Origin of the sequence: Corynebacterium tuingiense, assembly GCF_046718165.1 — a bacterium.
GTDB lineage: Bacteria > Actinomycetota > Actinomycetes > Mycobacteriales > Mycobacteriaceae > Corynebacterium.
The window spans coordinates 1,196,868-1,223,851 of the sequence record NZ_CP177101.1; the positions used below are offsets into that span (position 1 = coordinate 1,196,868).

At 57.5% G+C, this 26,984-nt stretch carries 26 protein-coding genes and 1 tRNA gene; 14 read left to right on the forward strand and 13 right to left on the reverse strand.

All coding sequences use genetic code 11. The features are described 5' to 3' along the window. The first annotated feature begins 106 nt into the window (after positions 1-106). Entirely contained in the window at positions 107-709 is a 603-nt protein-coding gene (locus ACLI1T_RS05700) for a GNAT family N-acetyltransferase (RefSeq protein ID WP_411703273.1), read from the forward strand. Between the two features lie 277 nt (positions 710-986). Continuing rightward, complete coding sequence (locus ACLI1T_RS05705) at positions 987-2,372, forward strand: anaerobic C4-dicarboxylate transporter (protein ID WP_411702147.1); 1,386 nt, start codon at positions 987-989, stop codon at positions 2,370-2,372. On the opposite strand, the gene ACLI1T_RS05710 is transcribed toward ACLI1T_RS05705, so the two are convergent. Next, positions 2,326-3,189 (reverse strand): class I SAM-dependent methyltransferase, encoded by an 864-nt coding sequence (locus ACLI1T_RS05710; RefSeq protein ID WP_411702148.1) that lies wholly within the window; start codon positions 3,187-3,189, stop codon positions 2,326-2,328. The two genes, ACLI1T_RS05705 and ACLI1T_RS05710, sit on opposite strands and share 47 nt — an antisense overlap. Before the next feature lie 37 nt (positions 3,190-3,226). Here ACLI1T_RS05710 and ACLI1T_RS05715 point away from each other — a divergent pair, with 37 nt between their 5' ends. The 3 genes from ACLI1T_RS05715 to ACLI1T_RS05725 all read left to right on the forward strand — a co-directional run bounded on the left by ACLI1T_RS05715 (position 3,227) and on the right by ACLI1T_RS05725 (position 7,379). Then, on the forward strand, positions 3,227-4,660 hold the full coding sequence (locus tag ACLI1T_RS05715; protein ID WP_411702149.1) for an ABC transporter transmembrane domain-containing protein: 1,434 nt from the start codon (positions 3,227-3,229) through the stop codon (positions 4,658-4,660). Next, a complete protein-coding gene (locus ACLI1T_RS05720) occupies positions 4,660-6,402 on the forward strand; it encodes an ABC transporter ATP-binding protein (RefSeq protein ID WP_411702150.1) in 1,743 nt (580 codons plus the stop codon). The genes ACLI1T_RS05715 and ACLI1T_RS05720 overlap by 1 nt, the downstream gene beginning before the upstream one ends. Before the next feature lie 230 nt (positions 6,403-6,632). Further along, positions 6,633-7,379: an alpha/beta hydrolase family esterase gene (locus tag ACLI1T_RS05725; protein WP_349853099.1), complete on the forward strand. Its 747-nt coding sequence runs from the start codon at positions 6,633-6,635 to the stop codon at positions 7,377-7,379. Here the strand turns inward: ACLI1T_RS05725 and ACLI1T_RS05730 are convergent. Further along, positions 7,376-8,626: a site-specific DNA-methyltransferase gene (locus ACLI1T_RS05730; protein WP_411702151.1), complete on the reverse strand. Its 1,251-nt coding sequence runs from the start codon at positions 8,624-8,626 to the stop codon at positions 7,376-7,378. The genes ACLI1T_RS05725 and ACLI1T_RS05730 overlap by 4 nt on opposite strands. 161 nt (positions 8,627-8,787) lie before the next feature. On the opposite strand from ACLI1T_RS05730, the gene ACLI1T_RS05735 reads away from it, so the two are divergent. Then, positions 8,788-8,985, forward strand: a complete 198-nt coding sequence (locus ACLI1T_RS05735) for an antitoxin (protein WP_239268049.1) — start codon at positions 8,788-8,790, stop codon at positions 8,983-8,985. 88 nt (positions 8,986-9,073) lie between these two features. Here ACLI1T_RS05735 and ACLI1T_RS05740 read toward each other — a convergent pair whose 3' ends face one another. From ACLI1T_RS05740 to ACLI1T_RS05755, 4 genes are all read right to left on the reverse strand, one after another. Continuing rightward, positions 9,074-9,691, reverse strand: a complete 618-nt coding sequence (locus tag ACLI1T_RS05740) for a response regulator (protein WP_411702152.1) — start codon at positions 9,689-9,691, stop codon at positions 9,074-9,076. Beyond that, on the reverse strand, positions 9,684-10,820 hold the full coding sequence (locus ACLI1T_RS05745) for a sensor histidine kinase (RefSeq protein ID WP_411703296.1): 1,137 nt from the start codon (positions 10,818-10,820) through the stop codon (positions 9,684-9,686). Before ACLI1T_RS05745 ends, ACLI1T_RS05740 begins: the two co-directional genes overlap by 8 nt. Beyond that, positions 10,820-11,575 carry an ABC transporter permease gene (locus ACLI1T_RS05750; protein ID WP_411703297.1) on the reverse strand — a complete coding sequence of 252 codons (756 nt, stop codon included), beginning with the start codon at positions 11,573-11,575 and terminating at the stop codon, positions 10,820-10,822. The genes ACLI1T_RS05745 and ACLI1T_RS05750 overlap by 1 nt, the downstream gene beginning before the upstream one ends. Before the next feature lie 81 nt (positions 11,576-11,656). Continuing rightward, a complete protein-coding gene (locus ACLI1T_RS05755; protein WP_411702153.1) occupies positions 11,657-12,583 on the reverse strand; it encodes an ABC transporter ATP-binding protein in 927 nt (308 codons plus the stop codon). Between the two features lie 96 nt (positions 12,584-12,679). Here ACLI1T_RS05755 and ACLI1T_RS05760 point away from each other — a divergent pair, with 96 nt between their 5' ends. Further along, on the forward strand, positions 12,680-13,249 hold the full coding sequence (locus ACLI1T_RS05760; RefSeq protein WP_005279264.1) for a cadmium resistance transporter: 570 nt from the start codon (positions 12,680-12,682) through the stop codon (positions 13,247-13,249). Between the two features lie 59 nt (positions 13,250-13,308). On the opposite strand, the gene ACLI1T_RS05765 is transcribed toward ACLI1T_RS05760, so the two are convergent. The 3 genes from ACLI1T_RS05765 to ACLI1T_RS05775 all read right to left on the reverse strand — a co-directional run bounded on the left by ACLI1T_RS05765 (position 13,309) and on the right by ACLI1T_RS05775 (position 15,017). Next, positions 13,309-13,382: transfer RNA gene (locus ACLI1T_RS05765), tRNA-Pro, on the reverse strand. 76 nt (positions 13,383-13,458) lie between these two features. Then, positions 13,459-13,857, reverse strand: coding sequence for a YchJ family protein (locus ACLI1T_RS05770; protein ID WP_239268056.1), 399 nt, complete (start codon positions 13,855-13,857; stop codon positions 13,459-13,461). Continuing rightward, entirely contained in the window at positions 13,857-15,017 is a 1,161-nt protein-coding gene (locus ACLI1T_RS05775; RefSeq protein WP_349853030.1) for an alpha/beta fold hydrolase, read from the reverse strand. Before ACLI1T_RS05775 ends, ACLI1T_RS05770 begins: the two co-directional genes overlap by 1 nt. Before the next feature lie 87 nt (positions 15,018-15,104). Between ACLI1T_RS05775 and secA2 the strand changes: the two genes are divergently transcribed. The 5 genes from secA2 to ACLI1T_RS05800 all read left to right on the forward strand — a co-directional run bounded on the left by secA2 (position 15,105) and on the right by ACLI1T_RS05800 (position 20,103). Next, positions 15,105-17,396, forward strand: a complete 2,292-nt coding sequence (secA2, locus tag ACLI1T_RS05780) for an accessory Sec system translocase SecA2 (RefSeq protein ID WP_411702154.1) — start codon at positions 15,105-15,107, stop codon at positions 17,394-17,396. A gap of 85 nt (positions 17,397-17,481) precedes the next feature. After that, positions 17,482-17,916 carry an oxoglutarate dehydrogenase inhibitor Odhl gene (gene odhI / locus ACLI1T_RS05785; protein ID WP_284609487.1) on the forward strand — a complete coding sequence of 145 codons (435 nt, stop codon included), beginning with the start codon at positions 17,482-17,484 and terminating at the stop codon, positions 17,914-17,916. Positions 17,917-18,014: 98 nt separating this feature from the next. Further along, positions 18,015-18,761, forward strand: coding sequence for a MerR family transcriptional regulator (locus ACLI1T_RS05790; RefSeq protein WP_411702155.1), 747 nt, complete (start codon positions 18,015-18,017; stop codon positions 18,759-18,761). A 38-nt stretch (positions 18,762-18,799) separates the two neighbouring features. Beyond that, positions 18,800-19,393 carry a bifunctional nuclease family protein gene (locus ACLI1T_RS05795; RefSeq protein WP_239268062.1) on the forward strand — a complete coding sequence of 198 codons (594 nt, stop codon included), beginning with the start codon at positions 18,800-18,802 and terminating at the stop codon, positions 19,391-19,393. A 146-nt stretch (positions 19,394-19,539) separates the two neighbouring features. Next, entirely contained in the window at positions 19,540-20,103 is a 564-nt protein-coding gene (locus ACLI1T_RS05800; RefSeq protein WP_411702156.1) for a MerR family transcriptional regulator, read from the forward strand. 61 nt (positions 20,104-20,164) lie between these two features. Here ACLI1T_RS05800 and ACLI1T_RS05805 read toward each other — a convergent pair whose 3' ends face one another. From ACLI1T_RS05805 to ACLI1T_RS05815, 3 genes are all read right to left on the reverse strand, one after another. After that, positions 20,165-20,962, reverse strand: coding sequence for a vWA domain-containing protein (locus tag ACLI1T_RS05805; RefSeq protein ID WP_411702157.1), 798 nt, complete (start codon positions 20,960-20,962; stop codon positions 20,165-20,167). Positions 20,963-21,010: 48 nt separating this feature from the next. Next, positions 21,011-21,823, reverse strand: coding sequence for a 3-methyladenine DNA glycosylase (locus tag ACLI1T_RS05810; RefSeq protein ID WP_255716742.1), 813 nt, complete (start codon positions 21,821-21,823; stop codon positions 21,011-21,013). A 67-nt stretch (positions 21,824-21,890) separates the two neighbouring features. Continuing rightward, positions 21,891-23,198 carry a DEAD/DEAH box helicase gene (locus ACLI1T_RS05815; RefSeq protein WP_239268067.1) on the reverse strand — a complete coding sequence of 436 codons (1,308 nt, stop codon included), beginning with the start codon at positions 23,196-23,198 and terminating at the stop codon, positions 21,891-21,893. A 226-nt stretch (positions 23,199-23,424) separates the two neighbouring features. Here ACLI1T_RS05815 and ACLI1T_RS05820 point away from each other — a divergent pair, with 226 nt between their 5' ends. Then, the gene (locus ACLI1T_RS05820) at positions 23,425-24,954 is read left to right on the forward strand and encodes an SLC13 family permease (protein ID WP_239275247.1); all 1,530 of its coding nucleotides are present in this window, start codon (positions 23,425-23,427) and stop codon (positions 24,952-24,954) included. 62 nt (positions 24,955-25,016) lie between these two features. Here the strand turns inward: ACLI1T_RS05820 and gndA are convergent, their stop codons facing one another. After that, the gene (gene gndA, locus ACLI1T_RS05825) at positions 25,017-26,468 is read right to left on the reverse strand and encodes an NADP-dependent phosphogluconate dehydrogenase (RefSeq protein ID WP_411702158.1); all 1,452 of its coding nucleotides are present in this window, start codon (positions 26,466-26,468) and stop codon (positions 25,017-25,019) included. Positions 26,469-26,527: 59 nt separating this feature from the next. Between gndA and ACLI1T_RS05830 the strand changes: the two genes are divergently transcribed. Next, positions 26,528-26,983, forward strand: coding sequence for a PaaI family thioesterase (locus ACLI1T_RS05830; protein WP_411702159.1), 456 nt, complete (start codon positions 26,528-26,530; stop codon positions 26,981-26,983). The last annotated feature ends 1 nt before the right edge of the window (position 26,984 follow it).

Genomic DNA, 26,984 nt, shown 5'->3' on the forward strand with positions numbered 1-26,984 from the left:
CTTCGCTTGTTTTTTATCTACCTCATTACGCTCGGTGTCATTGGCAGCTAAGCTTGAAAGACATTAGATCATTGGCTTAGGCCCAGAAAGCAAGAAGGTAAATACGGTGTCACAGAAAATCGAGATCTTGCGCGGGCAAAATATCACTCTCAAGGCGTTGAGCGTGGACCATACCCCTGGACTAGCTGAGGCGGTACAGGACGGGGAGTTATGGAAGCGGTGGTACACCAAGGTTCCATCACCGAGTGAGATGGAAAAAGCCGTGGAAGAACGCATTTCTTGGTATGGCTCGCACGGGTCGCAGCTTTTTACGGTATTTGATTCAGCCGGCGCTACCGTGGGAATGACTGGCTATCAGGCCTTAGATCTGGGTAATAGGCGCGCACAAATCGGTTACACCTGGTACCGGGCTTCGGCGCAGAATACTGCGGTTAATGCAGACTGCAAACTGACACTCATGGGCCATGCATTTGAGCAGCTTGATTGCTTATCCGTGTTTTTCACCACCAACTCCTTTAACCGCGAAAGCCGCCGCGCGTTGGAATCCCTAGGGGCGCATCTGGACGGGATCCTTCGCGGCCACCAGATACTGGATAACGGGTTAGTCAGAGATACCTGCGTGTACAGCGTGCTGCGGCATGAGTGGCCCGCAGTGAAAAATCACTTACAGTACAAGGTCGAATTAAAGTCCGGGAAGGACAAGGCCTGAGGAGTCGACAACTAAGTGCGCAACAGCTTTCGGGGTTGGCACGTGAGGTGTAGTTGAGCTTGTCTCGCCGGCACAGCCGGAGCTCACTGTAGAGGCATCAGGGCGCCTCAAAACTACATAATTTCGCCGGTTAACCCGGTATTTTACCACTTAGGAGAGCAAAAGTGTCACCGACAATGGTGTGACACTTCGCTCTCCTTTTCGCTTCGGTGAAAGCACTATGGCGCCGATAGGATAAAACTTGTCAACCATTTACTTTCTGTTTGAAAGGCATGACATGTTAGCGAATGTGATTGCCCCGGATTCAGTCCTGGCTATCGTGCTTCAAGTCATAATCATTTTAAGTGCTTTGCTTTTGGGCACCCGCTATGGCGGGATCGGCCTAGGATTAATTTCTGGCATCGGCTTGATGCTGATGGTCTTCGTATTTGGCTTGGCACCGGGCGAGCCCCCCGTGTCGGTCATGCTTACGATCATTGCCGTTATCGGCTGCGCAGCCACGCTGCAACAAGCACAAGGTTTGGAAGTGATGATGCAGCATGCGGAGAAGTTCTTGCGTGCTCATCCAGAGCGCATCACCATTTTGGCACCACTGACTACTTGGTTCCTTACCGTACTTTGCGGCACTGGCCACGTGGTCTACACCATGTTTCCGATTATTGAAGACATCGCGCTCAAAAAGGGCATCCGTCCTGAGCGTCCAATGGCAGTGGCCTCGACCTCGGCCCAGATGGGTATTACCGCTTCGCCCGTGTCCGTGGCTACCGTTTCTCTTGCGTCGATCCTTGCGGAAAATGCTGGAGCTATCGACAAGGCTTACTCGATTCCGCAGATTCTTACGGTGGCGCTTCCCGCATCCTTATGCGGTGTTGTTCTCGCTGCGTTATGGTCGCTGCGTCGCGGAAAGGACCTGGACAAGGATCCGGCTTTCCAAGAGCGGATGAAAGACCCAGAGTTTGCCGCCAGCATCAATAAGAGCGCCGATTCGCTCATCGGTAAGGAATTTTCCCGCGAGGCTAAGCGCTCGGTAGTCGTCTTCCTCATCGCTATTGCCTGCGTGGTCCTCCTCGGCGCCTTCGAGTTCCTGCGCCCACTGGTTCCTGGTGATGACGGCGAGCTGAGCCCTGTATCCATGAACCTAGTGATCCAGATGGTCATGCTCGTCGCCGGTGCCATTATCCTTCTTAGCTGCAAGGTGGATACTAAGAAGATTGCATCTACGCCAGTATTCAAAGCCGGCATGACAGCTGTATTTTCCGTCTTTGGTGTTGCGTGGATGGCAGATACGTTCTTCGAATCCCACATCGATGCGCTGGAGACGAACTTGGGCTCCGTCGTTGAGGCGGCCCCTTGGACCTACGCCGTCGTGTTGGTAATTGTATCCAAGTTGGTAAATTCGCAGGCTGCTGCACTGGTAGCGATTGCTCCCATTGGCTTGCAATTGGGCATTGACCCAGCTGTCATCGTTGGTTTCTACGGTGCGGCTTATGGTTACTTCATCTTGCCCACGTATCCTTCCGACTTGGCCTGCATCGGCTTCGATCGCACGGGTACGACGCGAATTGGCAAATACGTCATCAACCACTCGTTCCTTATCCCCGGAGCAATCTCCGTATTTACCTCCTGTGTGGTCGGCTCCCTCTTGGCCCAGGTTCTCCTGTAAGCAATCGCGTAGACTCCGCCTCCCGTACCAGCACGAAAGCATCCGTGCGGTACGGGATGTGCAGTTTTTGGCCGGCAGAAAAGCCCATGTGTTCGTAGAGGTACCAGTTCAGGTTGTGGGTCATGCGCTCGTGGATGTCCTCGTTATTTCTTAGCCAGTATGAACGGGTGTGCATGAGTTGGTGGAGCTGTTCTGGGGTGAGTTCGTGGGTCCAGCTCAGACGGAGCTCGCGGTCTAATGTCCAAGGCGCTCTGTACTCCGGATAGAAGCCGGGCTTATGCACGTCGCCAGAATGCATGATGCGGCTTAACCGGAGGATCCACGGATCCGCGTGTACATCGAGGGTATTCCACACTAAAAGCACGCGCCCGCCCGGCGCGAGGATGCGGTCCAGCTCGGCGGAGGCGGCGGCAACGTCGACCCAGTGCCAGGTTTGGGCGAGGCAGGCGGCGTTGAGGGAGGCATCGGCAAGCGCGGTGTGCTCGGCCGTGGCGCGGATGATGGGAACGTCTAGGCGGCGGTGGAGCACGCGGGCCATATCTGGAGATGGCTCAACCGCGAGCACGCAGGGATTGGTGAGGGACTCGGTAAGTTTGCCGGTGCCGGCGCCGATATCGGCAACGCGGTGGGCTCCGGCGATGAGCTCAGCAACCTCGGGCGGGTAATGGGGGCGAACATCCTGATAGGTGTGGGCTCCGCGGTGGAAGGCGCGCGCTGCCTGGGTGCGCTGGGGATCGGTGCCAAAGGTAGGTTTCTGCTTCGCAGAGGGATTGCGGTAGCTGGGGAAGTGTTGGGGGTTAGGGCGGCGAGTCGACATAGGTTATCTAACCTACCGGGAATTAGAATGGTTTGTTATGTCAACACTTCCAGAACCATCAGATCCGCGGTGGTTGCTGAAGACTGTCTTTTCTAAGCCTGGGATGACCATTCCCGCCGCTGTGTGCATGGCTATCTCCTTCGTTCTCAATGGCACCACACCGGTCATCGTGGGTTATGCCATCGATGAAGCGGTGGTAGAAGGATCTATCGAGCGACTGTGGTGGTGGCTTGCACTCCTGGTCCTGGCCTTCGCGGTTAATGCTATTACCGGGTGGTTTGGCCGCGGGCTTAATGCGCGCAGCATGCTCGTTATCGGCCACGACGTGCGCATGGCAATTACGGATCGGATTATGGATCCCAAGGGGATGGGCGGTCCGAAACGCACGCCAGGAGAGTTATTGGCCATTGCCTCTACCGATGCGACCCGCGTACAAAATGCCGTGATGATGACGGTGTTTCCGGTGGCAGAGATTACGTCCATCATTTATGTTGCGGTGATGACCAGCCGGGCGAATCTGCCGCTAGGAGTGGCCATCTTATGCGGCGGTCCCATCGTGGTGTGGGGATCGCTGCGCTCGGCTGGTCCATTGCGCAAGCGTTCTGGTATCCGGCAAGCGGCATTGGGCCGCGCCAGTGCGACGGCGACGGATATTGTCCATGGCCTGCGCATTATTAAGGGGATCGGTGCGATAGGTACGGTGCGCAAGCGCTATGCGGGTGATTCCGATGCCGCCTACGAGCGAACCGTTGAGGCCAATGCGGCGCAGGCAGGATTGAATGCTTCTACCGAGGCACTGGGCTCGATCTATGTCATCGCCGTCGCCGTTGCTGCTGGCTACCTAGCGCTGAATGGGCAGATGAGCATTGGCGAGCTCATTATGATTATTGGCCTAACCCAATTCATCATTACCCCGATGACCATGCTGGGTCGAAATATCGCTTCCCGGTGGGCCGCGGCGCAGGCGAGTGCGCAGCGAATAGTAGGCCTACTGCGAGCGCCTGGCCTGCCCGAGGACGCTGCGCCACAGGTTCCTGCGCTGCGGCCAGGGGTGACTGCGATCGATGGGCATGCTCCGGAAGAACTACGGGAGCTGCCCCGGGAAAAATTCATCGTCGTGCCACACGAGGTCATGCTGTTTGACGGGACTGTACAAGACAATATCCATCCGGATGCGGATACGGCCGCACGGGCCCTAGAGGTGGCTGCTGGCGCGGATATTCCCGGTGGGCTTGACCGCGCCGTGGGTGAGCGCGGAAACAATCTGTCCGGCGGCCAGCAGCAACGAGTCGCCCTTGCCCGTGCCATTGCAGCGGATCCAGAGGTGCTGATTCTTTCTGATCCCACGACGGCGGTCGATTCCGTTACCGAACAAGAGGTAGCCCACCGCGTTGCGGACTATCGGAAGGATAAGCCCACCATCGTCTATACATCGGCGCCCGCGTGGCATGCAGTGGGGGTGGAGTCCTAATGCGTTTTCCCACCGCCACCTGGCCACAGGTAAGAAAGGTTGTGGCACAGCAGCTTTCGGCCATTCCGCACGCGCGCCGGCGCGCCGTTATTGCCGTGGTGTTCCTGATAGCCGGGGCAGCGGCCAATGTCAGCATTGCGATCCTGCTCGGCAAGATTGTCGATGCCGTGACGACGGGCACCAGCATCGCCCTCCTCGGAGCCCTGCTTATCGGGGTCGCCGCAGTATCTGCTGCACTCTCGGCAGCGGGATTCTATGTACTCTCTCAGCTGACCGAGCGCGTTATTGCGTCCCTGCGCGAGGATATGGTCTCTACGGCACTCGGCCTTCCCACGCACCGCGTCGAGGATGCCGGAACTGGGGACTTGGTATCGCGTTCAACGGATGATGTGGCGGAGCTATCCGCCGCGGTTACAGAAACGGTCCCCGTGCTGGCGAAATCCATTTTTGTCATTGCCTCAACGGCAGTGGCACTACTTACGGTGGACCGGCAATACCTCGTGGTCATTGTTGCCGTGACCCCGCTGTATTTCTTAGCCGGCCGGTATTACTTGCGGCGTGCCCCAGGCAGGTATGCCGCTGAGCGCGCCGCTATGGCGGACCGCGCCCGCCGGCTTTTGGAGGCAATCCACGGCAGGGACACGGTGCGCGCATTCCGCATGGAACATACGATGCGCGATCGGATCGGCGCGGCTTCAACGCGCGTGGTTGAAGAGGGATATAACGCGCGCCGGACGATGATGGTGCTCCAGGCTCACCTCACCGGCATTGAGCTGGTCTTATTGGCCAGCGGTTTGGCAGTGAGCTTCTGGGTGGTGCAGGCCAATGCGCTTACGGTTGGAGCGGTCACCGCAGCGATGTTATTACTCATTCGCTTGCGCGGGCCGCTAATGGGGCTGATGCGCGTGCTAGATACAGTGCAATCTGGGTATGCTTCGCTGGCGCGCATCGTTGGCGTGGTTATCGATCCGCCCGCACCGGTACCGGATAGCGGTGCACCGAGGGGCGATGGCAGCGTGGATATGCGGGATATTTCCTTCCGTTATGGCGATAACTCTTGGGCCATCGAGGGAGTCAACCTAAAGATTAAGCCGGGCGAAACGGTTGCCCTCGTCGGGGCGTCTGGGGCAGGAAAATCCACCGTGGCAGCGTTGCTTGCGGGCTTGCGCGTTCCGGATAAAGGCACCGTGCTTGTCGATGGCGTCGAGGTTGCCCTGCTTTCCGATGCCGAGCGTATCCAACGCCTCGCCCTCGTCTCCCAGGAGGTGCACGTCTTTTCCGGGAGTCTGCGCGAGGATCTTGCGCTCGCGGCGCCGCAGGCTACCGATGCGGAAATGGTGCAGGCGCTGCGCCAAGTCCGGGCCGACTGGTATTTCGATCTGGAGGCAGGCCTCGATACCATCGTGGGCGCGCAAGGAATGCCGCTAGACCCCGTGGCAGCGCAGCAATTGGCGCTTGCCCGAATCGTACTGTTGGATCCGCGTATCATCATATTGGACGAAGCCACGGCGGAAGCAGGCTCGGTGGGTGCTGAATCCTTAGAAGACGCCGCAGAGTCAGTAATGGAGGGCCGAACCGCCTTGGTGGTAGCGCACCGCCTGGACCAGGCCTCGCGTGCCGATGCCATCGTGGTCATGGATAATGGCCGGGTGGTAGAACAGGGTAGTCATGCAGAGCTGCTAAATTATGGGGGCCGCTATAAACAGTTATGGGCCGCTTGGCAGAAGGGACGAAAATCATGAGACGGAGGCCGGTGCGCGCGACGTTGAGCACCGCAGTCTTGTGCTGCGTGGCGGCGCTGGGCGTGTCATGCGCAAATAATGAGGAAGAATCGGACTCGGCGGTACGCAGCGAAAGCACGCAATCGCACGGGTCGGCTGCCTCGCAGCTCGGGATTCCTACCTCTGCGCCGCTCAGTGGTCCAGAACCGGGATCGTATTCGACGATTAACCTGCCGTCCGGGCGCTCATTTATTCTCAGCGTGCCTAAAAGTTATACGGCACAAAAAGAGTGGCCTGTTGTAATGGCTTTTCACGGGTGGGGGCAGTCAGCGGAAAACTTGCGCGACTATTCCCGCCTTGATGCGGCACAAGCCATTACTGTATTTCCCGCGGGAAAAGAGAAAGCGTGGAGCCCCGCGCCATACGCGAAAACCAGCGGGAGCGAAGACAAAAAATTCGTTCTTGACATCCTCGATTCCCTGCGTGCGACCTATAACGTTGATGATTCGCAGCTTTTTGCCACCGGCATGTCCAATGGCGGTGGCTTCGTAGCCTATTTGGCCTGTCAAATGCCCGGCATCTTCCATTCGGTTGCCACTATCTCCGCTGCATATTACGAAGATATTCTGAAAGATTGCGCCCATGAACCGGTAGGGCGCCTCGATATGCACGGCACCGATGATCCCGTCGTGGGCTATTACGGCGGAACTCGGCACAAGACCAAGTATTTCTCCGTTGAATCTGTCCTAGAGCAGGACCGCAAGCGCAATAAATGCTCGGAGAAGGTAGAAACCAACCGCTTGGTCAATAATGCCCTCGACATGCATTGGCGGGGCTGCTCCGCACCGCTGGAGCATATCCGCATCGGCGGCGGGTCCCACGTGTGGCCGGGTGGTCTTGGAGACAAAAATAATGAAGTAGGACAATTCTTCGCCACTGACCGCGTCTTGGACTTCTTCGGCATTCCCGGCAGGCCCGAGGGCACGCGCGAAACCTAGGTCGCGCGGTAGGCCCGGAAAGAGGACCCAGGCACGGATCGCACGCGCTCTACGCAAATATCCGCGACGCTGAGAAAGCCTGCCCGGTGCGCCGCACTGTCGGGGGCAGTGGACTCTGGAATTTGCACCAGGTGAAAGCTGCGCTCGCCCTTATCTTCTCGGTTGAGTTCGATGACCGCCTGCGCCGTGGTGCCCGAGCCTGCGAAAAAGTCGAGCACCCGGGCATTGGCCCCGCCGCCAATGGCGATGAGGTGCTTGATAAGGCGCACCGGCTTGGGGAAATCAAAGATTCCTTCTACACCCATGACGTCCTCTGCGTCGCGGCGTCCGGTGCGCGTTACGCCAAACCTCTGCCCATCGAGGATGGATCGCGGCCGAGCCCCTGCTTTTTGATAGTTCTTGGTGTAGACGAATCCGCGCCGAAAGACCAGCTCATCGTAGCGCTTTTCCACCATATCCTTGCCCCAGCGCCAGCGCGCTACTTGGCTCTGGCCAGCCGGTTGGTCCGGCCAGTGTTGCATGCCATCGGGCGAGGAAATGGGAAAATCAAGCGATGGCAGATACCCCAGAGTCTTAGAATCTAAGCGCACCAAGGAGTATTTGCCGCGTTCATCCTCGTGGTTATATTTGGTGCTCTTATAGCCTTCAGAATCTACATTGAATCCGGGGTTGTCCGGGTTCTTGGCATAGCAGAGGATGTATTCGTGTTCTACCACCGCATACTTGGAATCGTTTTTCCCAGTGCCGGCCTTTTTCCAAATGAATTGCCCGGCATAGCAGCCCTCGCCAAAAACCTCGTCTAAAACCTTGCGGGTATTAGCAGCCTCGTCCTCTCCGATGGAGACGAATATAAAGCCGTTCTCCGCCAGAATTCGCCGGGCCAGGATGAGCCGCGGCAACATCATGGACAGCCACTCGGCGTGCCACTGGGCATAGCTGCCGGAATTTACCTCTCGCCGCGCGCGGTAATTATCGCGATAGACAAAGTCCCGGCCGGTGTTATACGGCGGGTCGATGTAGATGATATCGAAGGTCTCGCCCGTGGAAACCCAGTGCTGTAGAACCGGCAGGTTATCGGCCACGTGGATGCTATTGGGCGAGGTGGTAGAGCTGCTTAACGCAGCATCGAGCTCGAACTCGGCGGCTAGGGGAGTCTCCGCCGCAGCGCGCGCGGCTTGCTTGCCAGGCCATACCAACCCAAAGAATTCCGCGGCGTTGCAGTCTGCACCAGGGCTAGTGTGCGTCATTTTCTGTCTTTTCCGTGCGAGCTGGTCATTGATCTCATTAACGCTATCACTTTAGAACTTTTGGCTATCTTTGGTGGCGAAGTCTCGGCAGTGTCATTATCGTGGGCAGTGTTGCCAAGCACGGCAATGGTTAGATGAAGTAAACAACGAAAGGATTAGCAATGGGTATCTTTGACAAGGCAAAGGAAGCACTGAACTCCGAAAAGGGCGAGGAAGTTACCAAGGAAGGCTTGGACAAGGCCGAGGACTTTGCCAAGGACAAGCTGGGCGAGGACAAGGCAGACCAGGTAGACAAGGCCCGCGACGTCATTGATGACAAGCTCGGCACCAATAACGACGGTGACGACGAGAACAAGTAGTTCTCGCCCTAATTTCTAATTAGGAAAACGAATATCACTGAGCCCCGTTCGTATGCCGAACGGGGCTCAGTCTTTGCCTACACCTGATTTAAATCCAGCCTTGAGTTTGGGCTTTCGTAGCAGCCTCGTAGCGGGTGTTCGCAGCGGTTTTTGTCATGATACTTGACACGACGTTGCGCACACTGCCTGGGCTAAGATGCACTTTGCGCGCCAGTTCTGAGGAAGTCACCCCAGATAATAAAAGCCGCGCGATTTCTCGTTCCCGGGGTGTGAGCGGGTTGTCCGGGGTAAAAAGACTCTCTCGTGCCAGGGCAGGATCGATCACCCGCAGCCCAGCCTTTACTCGGCGAATTGCCTCCGCGAGTTGTTCTGGTGGAGTGTCTTTGACTATGAACCCAGCGATGTTGGCATCAATAGCACGTTTTACATAGCCGCCGCGGCCAAAAGTAGTAACGATGAGACATTTGCATGGGCTGCTGGAGAGTTCTTCAGCTACGTCTAGACCGCTCTTTCCAGGCATTTCAATATCGAGAAGAGCTACCTCCACGTTGTGCTTGGCGACGAGCCCCGCAACCTCGTTGCCCGTTGCGCATTGAGCAACTACCTCGATATCTGGTTCGGCAGCTAGGAGAGCAGCAAGGGCTCCGCGAACCAATGATTGATCCTCTGCGATAAGGATACGGATGGGTGGAGATGTATCAGCCATCGGACTCCACTTCACTGTCTAAGGGTAGTAACTCAGTATCACCATTCATAGTAATCAGCGCTACGGTGCGATCGTCCTTCCTCATAATAATCAACTTTCCGCCGCTGTCCTCTATTCGCTTGTGAAGCCCGTGTAGCCCGCCACTTTGGTACTGCTTTTTCGGATCGAAGCCGCAACCATCATCTACGACTTGGAGCTTATTCTGGGATATGCTTACCCAACAGTGCTCTGCTCCTGAGTGGCGAATAACGTTAGTGGTGAGCTCACGTAATGCCCAGGAAAAGGCGGCGTCATAAAGACCTACGGCTCGGACGTTGGCAGGAAGATGCGCTTGAATCCCTGTAGTATCGAACGCTCGCCGTGCTGCCTGAACTTCTCCCTCGAAGGTCGGCATGCGCATCCGGGTAACTGTGGAGCGGACTTCTGCCAAACTCTTACGGGAAAGGTCACTTATTTCTTGAAGCTCGTTTCGAGCTCGAGTCGGATCTACGTCAACGAGCCGCTGTGCCAACTCAGATTTTAAATTGATGACGGTAAGCGAGTGGCCGAGCAAATCATGGACGTCGGTGGCAATGTCTTCGCGTTGGCGAGCGAGATCGAGTTGATGCTCTAAATCCGTGCGCGAATCTTCTCTTTGAGACATTGTGCCTAGCAACACCAGCAAGATTGGCCAGCCGAATATCACAATGAATGTCCCTAAGAGGTCCTGCGAATCGACGCTCCATAAGGCACCTGTGACTACGAGTCCGGTAAGAAGTACCCATAATAATGCCCGGCGCAGTGGTAATTGAAACCCGAGGACTGCAGCTAGATAGGGCACAAATGTGGTGGCATACACTCCAAAGAAGGGTATGGAGATAAGTGCTATGAGCGCTAAGGCAGACCACCGAGCGGCCAAGCGATAACGTAAGTTCCAGCCCCGCGGGTAGTAAGTCACCGAACCAAAGCTGAAGAAATATAGGGCGCTGAAAGCGATAACACAGGCAGTGGAACCTAGGCGCTGCGTAGCGTCCACACCAGGCTGAGCGAAATTGAGAATTAAGCCGAAGAACAGAAATATAAGCCAAACGCTGGCAAACACCGCATTATTTGTAGCGAATCCCGTAAAGGGCGAGTGGAATGAATTCATTATATTCGTGATTTGTCGCGGTGGAGCAGCGCTGCGCAGGCTCCGACGAAAATTGCGGTCCATACGGCGAAGTTTAGTCCCGCGCTCCACAGGGAATGGTTAACCGTGCCATCGGCATCATTGAGCAGTTGCATCCCTTCTGCCAATGGCCATTGAGCCAACACGACTGGGCCAAAAAGGGGTGTAAAGCGGCCAAACGCCATAAGTGAGGAAGATAGAGGGATAAAGACATTGGCGGCGAACAGCAGGAGGACAATAGAGGAAGAAGCAATGGCCACGGAGTTATCCGTCGGTAAAGCAAGTGCCCATATCATCCCATATAAGCCAAAGGGAATAGAGACAATAGCGCAAGCAAGAAAGGACAAAGCCCACTGGTGGGGCTCCATGTCGGCTTTAGTTAATGCACCGGAGAGAAACACTGCCGTAATGGGTAGTAGAGCTTGCAATGCTATGGATGTGATATTCGCCCAGAGGATTTGGTGAGGGCGCAGCGGAGTAAGCGCTAGTTGGCGTCTCCAACCGGACCGGGCATCAGTGACTGAAGAAGCGGCAGCTCCCACTGCACCGGCGACGCCACCGTACAGTGCCATACTGATCATTTCGAGTGCTGCAAAGTTACCGTTGTGGATGGGAAGGCTGCCAAAGTCCATTAACGTGCCGAAAAGTAGATAGAAAAATACCGGCAAAATGGTGGTGAAAAATAGAGGGGCGAGGTTGCGGCGTAGCCGGAAGAAATTGTACCCAACAAAGCGCATTGTGTTTCTAAACGCGGGTGCAGTGGAACTTTGAGGCATGGTTGAGATCTTTCTTTTGGTGCTGGCGGGAAGAAAAATGGGTTAGCTGTACTCATCGGTGAGTGCGAGGAAAGTATTTTCTAGGCTATGAGCGCTAATCGTGAGGTCATAGGCACATGTATGGTTAAGAAGATGCCGTGCCAGTGCATCCGAATCTGTGGTCGTCATGTAGACGTGATCTCCAGTGCGGGTGACTTCAGTAACGTCCGGTAGCGAACTCACTGGAGGAATACTGCCGTCAAACTGGGCCGTAATTCTTCGAACCTCGCCGCGGCTGCGGATGTCAATTACCTTGTCATCAGCCACAACTTCCCCTTTGTGCAAAAGCACTATCCTCTCGGCAAAATTGTCTGCTTCTTCGAGATAGTGTGTCGCGAAGATGATGGTGCGCCCGAGCTCAGCCTGGTGCTGCATGGACGCCCAAAAATCCCGGCGAGCGCCTGGATCCATACCGGCAGTCGGCTCGTCAAGGATGAGGATCTGCGGGTCACCGAGGAGCGCCAGCGCGAAACGAAGACGTTGTTGCTCGCCACCAGAGCATTTGCCTACCCGTCGAGACAATATCGGATCTAAGTTGGTGTGATGTGCAACCTCGCCAATGTCTAGGGGCTGGGCAAAGGTAGCGGAAATCATCTTTAGCGTATCGCTTACGGTGAGATCGGGGAGAAGACCTCCGGACTGGAGCACCGCTGCTAGCTGTGTGTTGTTGATCGCTTCCTGGGGGCTTTTGCCTTGGACTGTAATAGCGCCGGAAGAAGGTTCGGTAAGGCCCAAGATAAGGTCAATGAGTGTGGACTTTCCAGCGCCGTTGGAACCTAACAACGCTACGATTTCTCCGGTGGCGATGGAGACTGATACGTCATTCAGTGCTCGCACTGAATGCGAGGAGTTCGCTGCGAAGACTTTTTCTACGTCGCGTACCTCAATCGCTGTTGAGGAACCTGAGTTAGGGATACGTGTAGTTTTCATGTCTTGCACTTAACTACGTTTGCGCTTTTAATAGCAGGGGTCGTGTCACGAAGTTTCCATGATAATTGTCATCGGTGGATACGTTAAGCTGATTATGTGATTACTACTCTCGCATCCGCAATCGTCTTATTTATCGTCACCAATATCGACGATATCGTTGTTCTCTCGCTGTTCTTTGCCCGTGGCGCGGGCAGGAAGGGCACGACCAAAGCCATTCTTTTGGGGCAATATCTGGGATTTTTAGGGATCCTCGCGGTCTCTGTAGCACTTGGCCTGGGACTTAGCGCTATTCTTCCGGAAGACTGGATACGCTTTTTCGGGCTTATTCCCTTGGCCATTGGCCTCTGGGCAGCCTGGGAGGCCTTTCGCGGGGAAGAGGACGATGACGTTTCCGGAAAGAAGCTCAGCGTCGCTGCGGTAGCCGGGGTCACCTTTGCCAATGGCGGCGATAATATCGGAGTGTACCTGCCGGTATTTACCACGTCTTCGCCCTCAGACATCGCGGTGTACTGCATCGTATTCCTCGTTTTGGTCGCCGGCCTTGTAGCGGTAGCGAAGTTCGTGGCCACACGGCCAGCCGTAGCAGAAGCGCTAGAGAAGTGGGAGAGCGTGTTATTTCCCACGGTGCTTATCCTATTAGGCCTTGCCATCCTTTTTGCGGTGTAGACGAGGCATACAGAAAATCCCACGGCCGAGGAGTTACTCCATAGCCGTGGGATAATTTGTCGGGCTAACAGGATTTGAACCTGCGACCCCTACACCCCCAGTGTAGTGCGCTACCAAACTGCGCCATAGCCCGGCGTCGCATTATTTGTTGCGACTGCCCTAGATTACATCAGGATAATTCCACAGTGAAATCTAGGCCGTGACCTGCATTAAAGCTCGCCGGTGGAATAGACCCATGCGCCATTAAGGCGCCGGAAAGACGATCGCTCCCGCTGGGAGCCCACTGCCTCGCCCTTGTAGAAGGCCTCAAATTCCACGATGCCTTCATCGTCTACTAGGCCACCGCGCTCGGTATCGAGGATATCGAGGCGGTAGAACCGGATGGGGGAGTCGGCCAAGTCCAATGAGCTCGGCCGAGTCACCGGATCCCAGGTGCGCAGGAGGTAGTCCTCATCGCCGCTGACGAAGGCGCTAAAGCGTGACCGCATGAGGGCCTCCGCCGTGGGAGCTTTGGCACCAGCGTGGTACTTGCCGCAGCATTCGCCAAAGCTCAGCCCGCTCGTGCAGGGGCAGCGGCGGGAATCGGCGATGGGGTTGAGGGCCACCATTAGTTGGCGTCCACGATATCGGTGATGGTGGCGCCGGCGGCCATGCGCTCGATGTCGGTATCGCGCGCGGCTACGCGCAGTGCATCGACCTCGGAATCGTCCAAGGAGCCTTTTAGTTCGATGCGGCGCTCGAAAGAGGTGGAACCGGTCTGGGTGATGGTCACGTGGACATCGTCAAGCGCAAGCTTCTTGCCGGCTTCCTTGATGGCCTGGGTGGAGGCAGCTGCCAAGGCCGACATGAGCAGGCCGGTTGCGGTAAAGCCCTTGCCCTTGCCGCCTTCCTTTTTGGTCCGGTCCGCGGTAACGGAATGATCATTGTGGCGCACCACGACACCGAATTTGGTGCCGATAGCAGGGCTGGCAACGGCGGCATCCGTACCCACTTCCTCGGGTTCATAGTCGGGGACGATAAACTGCCGCGACCATGCACCGATGAGATCAGCGGCGCGGGCCGCCGTACTCTGTTTCGTCAGCAGGTGATCGGCCTTATCCAACGAGACGAGGGACTTGGGATAGCGGGTCATGCGGAAAATATTTTGCGCATTGTCGATGCCCACCGTTTGGTCGATGGGAGAATGCAGGGACAAGAGTGGCTTGCGCAACCGCGGCAGGTATTCCTCTGGGTTGGTTTCTGCCAAATCCTCTAGGAATTTACGCGAAATGGTCAGCGCCCTGCCGCCTAGGACGACCTCGACCTCGCCATTAGCGTCTACCTCGCCGATCTTATCCGCGTAGTGCAGCACGGAGTGCGCCGGATCGAAGGGGGCGCCGATGGTGGCAACGGCCCGAATCTTTTTCATTGCCGTGGCGGCCTTGAGCACCGCTGCGCCGCCCAAGGAGTGACCAATGAGCATCTGTGGTGCGGAATAGTGTTCTTCTAGCCAGTCCGCGGCGGCGCGGATATCGTCGACATTCTGGTTAAACGTGGTGTCCGCGAACTCGCCTTCTGATTGCCCCAAACCGGGAAAATCAAAGCGCAAGGTGGCGATACCGAATTCCGTTAATTGCTTCGAGGTGCGGGCCGCGCCAGGGGTATGGCGCGAGCCGGCAAAGCAATGCGCGAAGACGGCGAAGGCGAGAGGGGGAGCATCAGGAAAGTCGATGGTTCCTGCCATCTCGGTTCCTCGGCTGGACGGCAGCTTAACATTGACGGATTGCATGGCACCTACAATAACGGCCCCATAAGTTCCAAGCCAGATGAGGTTGACTAGAGTCGTAGGAAGCCAGTCCCTAAAGGAGGAATTGTCGTGGGAGCATTCGATTGGTTCTGGAAAGCGATGGGCTCGCAAAGCGAGCGAAACGATAAGAAATCCAAGGCCATCGTGGATGAAGCTCGCTCCGCCGCGGAGAAATTCGCGGAGAGCGACGATGCTGCCGTGGCTCAAGCCGCCCGCGATGCGGTGCGCGGCGGTGAGGTCGCAGACAAGGCGCAATTCCTGGGCGCTTTGGCCGTAGCGTGCGAACGCACCCTGGGCCTGCACCCATTTACCGTCCAATCGCAGGCGGTACTGCGACTGCTTACCGGCGATGTCATTCAAATGGCTACCGGTGAGGGCAAGACGCTCGTCGGCGCGATGGCCGCAACGGGTTTCGCGCTGACTGGGAAGCGCGTCCACGTCGTGACGGTCAATGACTATCTGGCCAGCCGCGATGCCGAATGGATGCGGCCTGTCGTGGAATTTTTTGGGCTGCAGGTAGCCTCCGTGACGGAGGGCATGAGTGCGGATGAGCGCCGCGCGGCCTATGCACAGAATATTATTTACGCCCCCGTTAATGAATTGGGCTTTGACCTTTTGCGCGATAATCAGATCACCGAACGCGCACAGGCGGTGCAGGCTCCTGGCGATGTCGCCTTGGTGGACGAAGCCGATTCCGTCTTAGTTGACGAGGCCCTTGTACCGCTGGTGCTGGCCGGAAACCGCCCGGGTGAGGCTCCCACGGGGCAAATTACCAATGTGGTCTCTCGGCTGCGGGAGAACCACGAGTACGTCATCTCAGATGATGGGCGCACGGTGCAGCTTACCGATGTCGGCGCAGCCCGCGTAGAGCGAGAGCTCGGCATCGATTCCCTTTATTCCGAAGACAATATCGGCACCGTCCTGGTCAAGGTCAATTTAGCGCTGCACGCAAAGGCGCTGTTGATCCGCGATATTCACTACATCGTGGTGGACGGCAAGCTGCAGCTTATCGATGCCTCCCGTGGCCGCGTCGCCGATCTGCAACGCTGGCCCGACGGGCTGCAGGCAGCGGTAGAGGCCAAAGAGGGCTTGGAAGTCTCAGAGGGCGGGCGCATCCTCGATACGATTACCCTGCAAGAACTCATGCGCCGGTACCCGCTGGTCTGCGGAATGACGGGTACTGCGGTAGAGGCCACCGACCAGCTGCGGCAGTTTTATGACCTGCACGTCTCCGTCATCGATCGGAACAAGCCCTTGCGGCGCTTCGATGAGCAGGATCGGATTTTTGCCACCATAGGAGAAAAGTCGGTGGCAATCGTAGAAGAAATTGCCCGCCTGCACGAGGCCGGTCAACCAGTGCTTGTGGGAACCCAGGACGTTGCGGAATCAGAAAACTTGGCGGAAGCCTTGCGCGATCGCGATATCGAAGTCAACGTGCTTAACGCCAAAAATGACCGCGAAGAGGCACAGATAGTTGCCGAAGCAGGCGATATTGGGCGGGTAACTGTCTCCACACAAATGGCCGGCCGCGGCACCGACATCAAGCTTGGTGGCGCCGATGAGGCCGACCACGATGAGGTGGCCGAGCGCGGCGGCCTTGCCGTGATTGGCACCTCCCGGCACCGCACCGCGCGGCTCGATAATCAGCTGCGCGGGCGTGCAGGGCGCCAAGGAGATCCTGGCCTGGCCCTATTTTTCGTCTCCCTGGAAGATGATGTGGTGCAACAAGGCGGCGCTGGGGAAAAGGTCAGCGCGCAACCTGGCCCTGGCGGGCTCATCGAATCCAAACGGGTGCAGGACTTTGTCGCCCATTGCCAGCGGGTGACAGAGGGCCAGTTGCTAGAGATTCACGCCCAGACCTGGAAGTATAACCAGCTCTTGGCGGATCAGCGCATCATCATCGATAAGCGCCGTGCAACGCTATTGGATACGGACCAAGCCTGGCAGGAACTAGCCGAGCGCGCCCCAGAGCGGGCGAGCGAGCTTGCGGATATCCCGGAGGCGGCGCGCATCCAGGCAGCGCGCGAAATCATGCTGTATCACCTGGACATGGGCTGGGCAGACCACCTCGAGCTGCTCGATGATGTGCGCGAATCCATTCACCTGCGCGCCATCGCGCGCGAGACCCCGATCGATGAATATCACCGCATTGCGGTGCGCGAGTTTAAGGACTTGGCGCAGCGGGCGGTGGATCAGTCAGTAGAGACCTTCAGACAGGTGCCTATTGACTCTGAGGGGGCACACCTTGCAGACTCAGGATTGAACCGTCCAAGCGCAACGTGGACCTATATGGTCTCTGATAACCCCCTTGCGGGGCAGGGAAATTCCGTGTTGAGCGGCATCGGAAACATTTTCCGGTGAAATAATTGCCCACTGAGAGATCACAGACTCGGAAGAGTCGCTATTATTGGTATAAGTAACTCAAAACTAATCCCCGGAGGTAACAATGAGCGAGAACACCGGAACCCCGGAACCACAGGTGGAGACCACCTCTGTATTCCGCGCTGACCTGCTCAAGGAAATGGAAAATGGCACCAAGGGAACCGAGACCTCTGCGGTAGGTACGGAAAACTTGGAGGATGGCCAGGCGTTGCTCGTCGTCAAGCGCGGCTCCAATGCTGGAGCCCGCTTCTTGCTGGATCAAGACACCACTACGGCTGGTCGGCACCCAGAGGCAGATATCTTCCTGGATGATGTCACCGTCTCCCGCCGCCACGCTGAATTCCGCAAGAATGATGAGGGTCAATTCGAGGTAGTAGACGTGGGATCCCTGAACGGTACCTACGTCAACCGCGAGCCGCGCAATTCGCAGGCCCTCGAGGTGGGAGATGAGATTCAGATCGGTAAATTCCGCCTCGTCTTCATCACCAAGCAGGATTAATACTGCAGCAGACAAACCGTTTTGCCGGCCTTGGTTAAAACGGTTTAGTCTCCTTTTATATCCAACGACTACTGAGACACTTTAAAGAGATAGACACAGTGAGCGCAGCAGAATCCGCGGCGGCAACAGCTCGCCGCAAGAGCCCGAACACGAAGAAGGCTAAGACCATGTCCATTGGTGTGGTCTTAGAAACGCTGAATCAGCAATTTCCTGATGTCACTGTGTCTAAAATCCGCTTCCTCGAATCAGAGGGGCTGATTTCTCCCCAGCGCACCGCCTCCGGCTACCGCCGGTTCACGCAGGAAGACGTGGATAGGCTGCGCTACATCTTGACCACCCAGCGGGATAACTATACCCCGCTCAAGGTCATCCGCGAGCAGCTGGAAGCAATGGATTCCGGCCAGGTTACCGCCATTGTTTCTGCTGGCAATGCAGAGACCTTGCTTTCCCCGCAACAGTTCAAGGCTCCCGCGGTAACGCGCCTGACCGATGCCGAGGTAGCAGAGCAAGCCGGCGCATCCGAGGCGGATATTGCCACCTTTATCAAAGATAAACTGATTAAGCCGGATGCCGCGGGCTTTTTCAATACCGACGACGTGGCCATTGCCTCCGCCGCAGTGGCGTTGCAGGCTTTCGGGTTTAGCGCTAGCCAGCTGAAGTCCCTGCGCAATAGCGCCCGCCGCCAGGCGGATTTAATCTCCCAGGTCGCAGCCCCCGTGGCGCACTCGAATTCCGATACCGCGCACCAGCAGGCAGAAGAACTATCCCAGCAGATGACGGCGCTAGTGGTTTCTTTGCATGCCACCTTGGTTAAGACGGATTTGCGCCACGAATTTAACGCCTAACTCACCATGGCCGCCTCCCGTGTGGGAGAGTAATAGCTATGAGTGATGTAACCCTTGAATTTCACGGCATTCACCAGCTTGGGCCAGAAGATGATGTCTGCGCACTGCTGCGTTGGCCCGAAGAAAATCGCCTCATTCCCATCTGGCTCTCAGCCGTAGACGGAATCCAATTGGCAGCAGTTTTTGCTGACCAGCGCCCGAACCGCCCCACGACTCACGATCTTCTCTGTGAGGTCTTGGAGGCTGCAGGTGGCGTCGAGGCCATCGAGATTGTTAACCACCATCAAGGCACATTCATGGTGGATATTCAGACCGCGCAAGGCGAGGTTTTTGATGCTCGTGTAAGTGATGCCTTGGCGGTAGCTGACCACTTTAAGGTACCCATTCTTGCAGAGTCTGCGCTTTTGGCGCAGGTATCCGTTTTCGCCAGCGAGGAGGACATCAAGGAATACTTCGACCTTGAACTTCCTACCCCCACCCAGGACGGGCGAGATAGCGATGCTTCCTCTGCTGAGGAAAGCACCTCTGCATCTGGAAACGCGCAGGCCGATGCCGATTTTGAAGAGATGATGCGCAGCCTTGGCATGGATGAATCCGATTTCCACACGGGGGAAGAAGACGGAAAAAATTAATGACACGCGTGTGACTAATGGTGACAATGTGGTTTTTAAAGTCTAAAGTTGTACTCGAAGGTTAAGCAGCCACCGCTTGACGGGGGTGTGCGCTTGGCATTTAATTGATCTTTAGAGCTTCCAACAAACCCCATTGGAGTAATTACGTGAGCATCACCGAGGACACTCAGTCCGAGTCCCAGTACGTCCAAGAATCCCTCTTTGATGTGGGGCCGGACAAAGAAGTGGGGTACCGCGTGCCCATCGCCTGCCAAGTTGCTGGCATCACCTACCGCCAGTTGGACTACTGGGCACGCACCAACTTGGTCAATCCCTCCATTCGCACCGCCCGCGGCTCGGGCTCGCAGCGCCTATATTCTTTCAAGGACGTTTTGGTCCTCAAGATTGTCAAGCGCCTGCTCGACACCGGTATTTCCCTGCAAAATATCCGCTTGGCCGTGGAATCGTTGCATGACCGCGGCGTCAATGATTTGGCGGAGCTCACCCTCGTCTCTGATGGCACCACCGTGTACGAGTGCCGCTCCAATGATGAGGTCATTGACCTTCTCGCCGGCGGTCAGGGTGTCTTCGGCATCGCAGTGCCGGGAATCTTGAAGGAACTGTCCGGCACAATTACGTCGTTCCCTGCAGAGCGCATCGAGGAATTGCCCGATGACAATGTGGTTGGCCTCGATGAGCTTGCCGCTCGCCGCAACCGCAAGAGCTCCTAAGTCTTCCTAAAAGTTCTCCCTCCAGACCCCAGCTCACGGGGGTGGAGGGAGAACTTTTTGGTTAAACCCCAGCGGCCTTATCCATCGCAGCGTTGAGGTCCTTTTGCGTACCCGCATCGACACTAGTGAAGTTGTCAGCAGCGTCCTTTAGCTGTTCATCGACTTCCCCTGGGCCCACGTGGACAACGGATAGCTCTACGTTGTCTGACTTGGCACCGTCAAGGGAGGCTGCAAACTGGGCATCGTCTATGTCGAGCTTAGTACCGGTCGTAACGAGGACGACCCGTGTCTTTCGGTTGGTGTCAGCGGCTTGATCCGCTGCGGTATTCAGTGCGGCGATTGTAGCGCTGCGCGATTGCGGCACACCACCGGTGCCGAGTGCCGCGAGCGTATCCGGAACCGCAGAGCCATCGCCGAATCCGAGGTTATCGCGGTAGCCTACCGCCGCGGCCTCCGAAATGGGAGAAGAATAGTTCCACAAGGCTACCTGACTATTGTTGTCACTCAATTTTTCCGCAGTGCCAGATAGCGCCTGTTGCGTTGCATCAAACATCGCGGTCATATTCGCAGAAGTATCAACGAGGAGGAGAGTATTGGGTGCCATGTCCACGGTGGAGGAGGAAGCCTCTTTGCCCTCTTCGCCGTCGTCCGACTCCCCAGGAGCGGACGAGGAGTTTCCTGGGCTGCTTTCCACGGGGGATTGGGACGCGGTTTCTGCGGCTGTAGGCTCTCCAGAGTCATCCCCAGCGCGCAACAGAAAAATCAATGGTGTGATGACGGCAATGATTGCGATGATAGTGACCGCAATAACCCAGCCGGCTAGTGCGAATCTGTTTTCCCCGTTTGAGTGCCGTGCCATATAGTGCCTTTCTCCAAAACTCCCGAGCCAGCGCAAGATGCGTTTAATCTAGTGTAACTGGCAATAAGCCCTTTCCATTACTGCGACAAGCCGCTCACGCAGCGGTTGCGCCCGCTGCGCTAGGCCTCGTTGACGATTGACATACGTCGCCTTACCCTCTGGTGTTTCAATAGGAACTACCCCAAGGCCCCAATTACGGCAATCGTACGGAGAGGCCTCCATGTCAAGGATGCGGGCATCGATAGCCAGGTCCAGGCAATCGAGGAAGAGATCTCCTGGGACCAAGGGACCGAGCTTCCACGCCCATTTATAAAGATCCATGGTCACGTGCACGCAGGCTGCCTGGTCGTTGGCCGGTTGATCCTCACGATTGAGCACCGTCAAGTTGAGCGGACGCGCTGGCGGGGTAAAGAAACGGAACGCATCATAATGCGAGCACTTAAGGGAGTGAGTATCAACGACGCGGTTGGTTCCTTCTGCGCCCAAGCGCAGCGGGAGATCGTGGCGCGGGGAATCGGTGTGGTAAACCATCGCCCATTCATGCAGGCCAAAGCAATCAAAGTGCACCGGGTTGGTGGAAGAGCGCCGCAGCAGATCCAAAATATAGTCAACGGAACTGCCGCGGCGTTGCATGTAGGACTCCACGTCCACGGTGATGCCGTCCGCAGTCTCGTGGTAATCGCGCCAGCTAGCCTGCGGCGCGTCACCCTCGAGCGCCGTGTCGATGCCCGGATGCCAGCGCTTTAGATGCGACGGGCGGACAGGGTAGTACTCAAAGAGAAAATCAAACACGGGGTGATAGCTGCCCGGATGGCGAAACCTTTCCAAGCGGTCAGCCGCCCGCCGCTCGTGCTCATTCATGCGGGCTGTCCAATCAGCGGTAGATAAAACCTGCACGCGCGAATCCTCCTTTCTGTTGCGCTAGCGCTTAGCGACGCCGCCCCTTACCCCTCCTGGCTCCACCAACCTGCCGCTTCTGTTGGCGTGGGGGTTGTTTCTTTTGTTGCTGGTCCGAGCCATGAGAACCGTCTTGACCCGGTGGTGGAAGGGCCGGTCCGTGCGGCTTGCGGGCGCCGGTGACCGTGCGCAGCTCGGGCGCGCCGGCGGGGTTATCGCGGTGGGAAATATCGTGTTCGGTAGCGCTCACACCGGCCTTTTTGATGAGTGCAGCTACTTCTGAGCGCTGTTCGTCGGTGACCAGGGTAACCACCGTGCCTGTTGCGCCGCCGCGCGCCGTTCGTCCGGCGCGGTGCAGGTAGGCCTTGTGTTCTGCCGGAGGATCCACGTGGACGACGAGAGAAACGTCTGCAATATCGATGCCGCGGGCCGCAATATCGGTGGCAACGAGGACTGGAATGGAGCCATCGGCAAAGCCAGAAATGGCGCGGGTGCGCGCGCCCTGACCCTTATCTCCGTGCAGTGGATAGGCGTTGATGCCGACGCGCCTTAGCTTTTTCACCTGCCTATCCACGCCGTGCTTGGTACGCATAAACATGATGGTCTTGCCCGCGCGCGCGGCGATGCGCATCACCACCTCGTTGCGCGCAGGGCGATCGCCCACGAAAAACAGGTGGTGCGACATCGATTCCACCGCTGCTGCGACTGGAGCGGTGGAGTGGACCACTGGATCGTGCAGGAATTGCTCGACGAGCTTATTAACGTCCCCATCAAGGGTCGCAGAGAAAAGCAGCCGCTGACCGGTGGGCGGGGTGTAGTTTAAAAGCTTGCGCACCTGGGGAAGAAACCCCATATCGGCCATCTGGTCCGCCTCGTCCAAAGTGGTGATCTGTACCTTGTCGAATGACAGCTTGCCTTGGGCGATGAGATCCTGGGCGCGACCAGGTGTGGCGACCAAGAGATCCACTGGACGCGCAAGAGAGCGGATGTGGTGGTTGATATTGACACCGCCGACCACCGCGAGGACTCGCAGCCCTAATGCCGCGGCGGGTTCATCGAGGCGTTGCTGGATCTGCGTCGCTAACTCGCGGGTGGGGGCGAGAACTACTGCTCGGGGCTGTCCCGGGGTCGAGGCACCCGAGCCAGCCAATCGGGCCAACGTGGGAAGCCCGAAGGTAAAGGTCTTTCCGGAACCGGTAGGACCGCGGCCAAGTACGTCTTTGCCCGCGAGTACATCCGGGATCGCTGCGGCTTGGATGGGAAATGCTTCCGTGATCCCTTGGTCATGTAAAACGTGAACCACGCGCTGAGGTAAGCCGAGTTCGGCAAAAGTAGTCATCGTTGGGCAATTCTAACTGGTGGGTGCGCAAAACCCCGCATCGGACAGCGCACGATTGGCGGGCGACGGAACAAGTGAGAAATGCCATAGCAAAAATAGGGCTCTGCTTTAGGTATTTCACTGGTTATTACCTAACGTGGAAGGTGGTGCTGGGAAGCACGCAAGATTTATTCCTCCACTCACCGGCCCCTTCCAGGGGCACACCGAACTGTTAAGGAGTCCTCCCATGGCTCAAGCACAAGCATCCACGGCCAGTTCTTCTGCCGACCCCTCGCCGCAGGATTCATCAGAGCCCACGAAGAAGGAGAGGTTTCACCTTGACGCCTTGTGGTTCGCGCTGGCCTTCGTGGCCTTAGCGGCCGTCTTACTTATCCCGATTCCGGGGCTCGACTGGCCCGCCAAAGTGGCCCTAGGCATGCTGGCATTCGCGGTGATCATGTGGGTGACCGAGGCCGTGAGCTATCCTGTGAGCGCCTTGCTGATCGTCGGCCTTATCTCCCTGTTGTTGGGCCTCGGGCCGGATCCAGAATCCGATGGCATCTACGGCACCTCCAACGCCCTCAAGGTCGCGATGGCTGGCTTTTCCTCGTCTGCGGTAGCGCTTGTGGCTGCGGCGCTGATCTTGGCCGGAGCGATGCAGGCAACGGGGCTGCACAAACGGATTGCCCTGTACGTGCTGAAGATCGCGGGGGAGAAGACCTCCCACATCGTTATCGGCGCCATCGCGATCGCCATCATCTTGGCCTTCTTCGTTCCCTCTGCCACCGCGCGTGCGGGCGCCGTGGTACCCATCTTGCTCGGTATGGTGGCCGCTTTCGGCCTATCTTATGAGTCGAAGCTGGGCGCCCTACTCGTCATTACCGCAGCGCAGGCCGTCTCAATCTGGAACGTAGGCATTAAAACCGCCGCCGCCCAAAACCTCGTGGCGGTGGGATTTATTGAGGATCAAATGGGGCAGTCGGTCTCCTGGGGGCAGTGGTTTATTTGGGCCGCGCCCTGGTCCATCCTGATGTCCATCGCGCTGTACTTCATCATGCGCGCCGTCATCAAACCGGAAACGGAACGCATTGAGGGAGGAAAGGAGCTCATCGCCAAGCAGCTAGAGGACCTCGGGCCCACCTCGCCCGAAGAGAAAAGGCTAATCGGGTTTTCCCTCCTCCTGCTCTTTTTCTGGGCCACGGAGGGACTACTGCACCCGATTAGCTCGGCCGTCATTACCGCGGTGGCCGTCGCCTTGATGCTGCTGCCCAAGATCGGCGTATTTACCTGGCCAGAGGCGCAAAAGTCCGTGAGCTGGGGTACCCTCATCGTCTTTGCCATCGGCATTTCCCTCGGCTCGTTCCTGCTGGATACGGGCGCCGCAACGTGGCTTTCAGAAAAGACCTTTGGACTGATGGGCTTGGACTCGCTGCCGATTCTGGCAACGATTGCACTAGTATCGCTATTTAATATCCTCATCCACTTGGGCTTTGCCTCGGCTACGTCGCTGGCCTCCGCGCTCATCCCGGTCTTTATTGCCTTGGCCTCCACGCTGGATGTGCCCAACGGCGGCATCGGCTTCGTAGTCATCCAGCAGTTCGTCATCTGCTTCGGATTCTTGCTGCCCGTCTCGGCGCCGCAGAATATGCTGGCCTATGGCACCGGTGCCTTTAGCACCAAGCAATTCCTACGCTCCGGTATCCCGCTGACCATCGTCGGGTACCTGCTCATCCTGCTGCTGTCTGCCACCTATTGGTCGTGGCTGGGCTTGGTCTAAATCCAGGTATCAAAAAGGGGAGGACCTGCACCGTGCAGGTCCTCGCCCTTTATTTGCAGTACTTAGTCCGTCTGCGTCAGGCTGCGGTCGCCGGACCACTCGACGTGGAAGGTGCCGGGCTTATCGGTGCGCTTGAAGGTGTGTGCACCAAAGAAATCGCGCTGACCCTGGATTAGGGCGGCGGGCAGGCGCGTGGCGCGCAGGCTGTCATAGTAGGACAGCGAAGAGGCAAAGACCGGAGCGGGCAGGCCCATCTGGGTTGCCGCGACGACGACGCGGCGCCACGGTTCGATGAGGTCTTCCAGCTCGCCCTTGAAGTAGGGATCCAGGATGAGGGCGGGCAGCTCTGGGTTGTTATCAAATGCCTCGCGGATGCGGTCTAAGAACTTGGCGCGGATGATGCAGCCGCCGCGCCAGATGGTGGCCAGATCGCGCGGATCGACATCCCAGCCGAATTCGGCTGAACCGGCCTTGATCTCATCGAAGCCCTGGGAGTAGGCGATGAGCTTGGCGGCATAGAGGGCGCGGCGAACGTCTTCGATGAAGGCATCCTTGTCGATGTCGAAGTCCGCGTTCGTGCCTGCCGGAAGCTGGCCCTCCTGCGCGGCGGCGCGCTGCTGGCTAGAAGAAGACAGTGCGCGGGCAAAGACGGACTCGGCAATGCCGGTAATCGGCACGCCCAATTCGAGGCCGTTGATGGCGGTCCAGCGGCCGGTGCCTTTCTGGCCGGCGGCGTCCAAGATGACATCGACAAGCGGGGCACCCGTATCCGGATCCTTCTGGGCGAGTACCTCGGCGGTGATCTCAATGAGATAAGAATCCAAGTCGCCGGAGTTCCACTCCTTGAAGATCTCCGCGATTTCGGCCGGCTCCATGCCCGCGCCGTAGCGCAGCAGCTGGTAGGCCTCGCCGATGACCTGCATATCGGCGTACTCGATGCCATTGTGGACCATTTTGACAAAGTGGCCGGCGCCATCCGGGCCGATGTGGGTCACGCACGGGGTGCCATCTACCTCGGCGGCGATGGACTCCAGGATGGGGCCTAAGGTCTCCCAGGACTCAGCAGGCCCACCGGGCATGATGGACGGGCCGTTCAAGGCGCCTTCCTCGCCGCCGGAAATGCCCGCGCCTACGAAGTGCTTGCCGCGCTCGGCCACTTCCTTTTCGCGGCGAATGGTATCCGTAAACAGCGCGTTGCCGCCATCGATGATGATATCGCCGTCATCCATGGCATCGGCAAGCTGATCAATGACCGCATCGGTGGCCTTGCCCGCCTGCACCATGATGATGGCCTTGCGGGGGCGCTCCAGGGAAGCGACGAAATCCGCGATGGATTCGGAAGGGATAAAGTTTCCTTCGTCGCCGTGGGCCTCAATGAGGGCGTGGGTCTTTTCCGGGCTGCGATTATAGACGGCGACGGTATTGCCATTGCGGGCAAAGTTGCGGGCGAGGTTAGAGCCCATTACCGCCAGGCCGACAACACCAATGTGCGCGAGTTCGTTCTTTTCAGTCATGGTGCCTATCCTACGTCACCGCCGCGCTTTCGCCGCGCTGGCGGCTAAGCTTAAAGACTATGTCAGATACCCAGATACTCAATGACTTGCTTCATACCGCACATACGCGCCTGCTCAACGAGGAAGAGCTGGAGGAACTAAATTCGGTCAACGGCGGGCTTGCTGAGTTCATCGGCCTTACCTTCGACCGCGTGGGCCCATCCGAGGCCCGCGCGCGCCTTACCGTGACTCCACAGCATCACCAGCCGTGGGGCGTGGCGAATGGCGGGCTATATTGCACCATCGCGGAAACGGTGGCCTCCCTTGCCAGCGTCGCGGCTGCCGATGCCCCGGCGATGGGGGTCAATAACTCCACGGACTTCATCAGGGCGACGGGGGAGGGCGAGTTAGAAGCTGTGGCCACCCCCATTCAATTGGGCACGCGCACCCACGTGTGGAGCGTAGAAATGCGCCAAGGAGACACACTCATCGCCCGCACCACGCTGCGCACCATGATTCTGAGTGAACGCAGCTAGG

Excerpts from the sequence above, each read along its gene's own strand:
- ACLI1T_RS05805 (WP_411702157.1), bottom strand. The coding sequence starts at position 20,962 with ATGGCACGGCACTCAAACGGGGAAAACAGATTCGCACTAGCCGGCTGG.
- ACLI1T_RS05705 (WP_411702147.1), top strand. The coding sequence starts at position 987 with ATGTTAGCGAATGTGATTGCCCCGGATTCAGTCCTGGCTATCGTGCTT.
- ACLI1T_RS05735 (WP_239268049.1), top strand. The coding sequence starts at position 8,788 with ATGGGTATCTTTGACAAGGCAAAGGAAGCACTGAACTCCGAAAAGGGC.
- ACLI1T_RS05720 (WP_411702150.1), top strand. The coding sequence starts at position 4,660 with ATGCGTTTTCCCACCGCCACCTGGCCACAGGTAAGAAAGGTTGTGGCA.
- ACLI1T_RS05810 (WP_255716742.1), bottom strand. The coding sequence starts at position 21,823 with ATGAATGAGCACGAGCGGCGGGCGGCTGACCGCTTGGAAAGGTTTCGC.
- ACLI1T_RS05755 (WP_411702153.1), bottom strand. The coding sequence starts at position 12,583 with ATGAAAACTACACGTATCCCTAACTCAGGTTCCTCAACAGCGATTGAG.
- odhI (WP_284609487.1), top strand. The coding sequence starts at position 17,482 with ATGAGCGAGAACACCGGAACCCCGGAACCACAGGTGGAGACCACCTCT.
- ACLI1T_RS05730 (WP_411702151.1), bottom strand. The coding sequence starts at position 8,626 with ATGACGCACACTAGCCCTGGTGCAGACTGCAACGCCGCGGAATTCTTT.
- gndA (WP_411702158.1), bottom strand. The coding sequence starts at position 26,468 with ATGACTGAAAAGAACGAACTCGCGCACATTGGTGTTGTCGGCCTGGCG.
- ACLI1T_RS05715 (WP_411702149.1), top strand. The coding sequence starts at position 3,227 with ATGTCAACACTTCCAGAACCATCAGATCCGCGGTGGTTGCTGAAGACT.
- ACLI1T_RS05750 (WP_411703297.1), bottom strand. The coding sequence starts at position 11,575 with ATGCGCTTTGTTGGGTACAATTTCTTCCGGCTACGCCGCAACCTCGCC.
- ACLI1T_RS05775 (WP_349853030.1), bottom strand. The coding sequence starts at position 15,017 with ATGCAATCCGTCAATGTTAAGCTGCCGTCCAGCCGAGGAACCGAGATG.
- ACLI1T_RS05820 (WP_239275247.1), top strand. The coding sequence starts at position 23,425 with ATGGCTCAAGCACAAGCATCCACGGCCAGTTCTTCTGCCGACCCCTCG.
- ACLI1T_RS05815 (WP_239268067.1), bottom strand. The coding sequence starts at position 23,198 with ATGACTACTTTTGCCGAACTCGGCTTACCTCAGCGCGTGGTTCACGTT.
- ACLI1T_RS05830 (WP_411702159.1), top strand. The coding sequence starts at position 26,528 with ATGTCAGATACCCAGATACTCAATGACTTGCTTCATACCGCACATACG.
- ACLI1T_RS05710 (WP_411702148.1), bottom strand. The coding sequence starts at position 3,189 with ATGTCGACTCGCCGCCCTAACCCCCAACACTTCCCCAGCTACCGCAAT.
- ACLI1T_RS05795 (WP_239268062.1), top strand. The coding sequence starts at position 18,800 with ATGAGTGATGTAACCCTTGAATTTCACGGCATTCACCAGCTTGGGCCA.
- ACLI1T_RS05770 (WP_239268056.1), bottom strand. The coding sequence starts at position 13,857 with ATGGTGGCCCTCAACCCCATCGCCGATTCCCGCCGCTGCCCCTGCACG.
- ACLI1T_RS05740 (WP_411702152.1), bottom strand. The coding sequence starts at position 9,691 with ATGGCTGATACATCTCCACCCATCCGTATCCTTATCGCAGAGGATCAA.
- ACLI1T_RS05745 (WP_411703296.1), bottom strand. The coding sequence starts at position 10,820 with ATGAATTCATTCCACTCGCCCTTTACGGGATTCGCTACAAATAATGCG.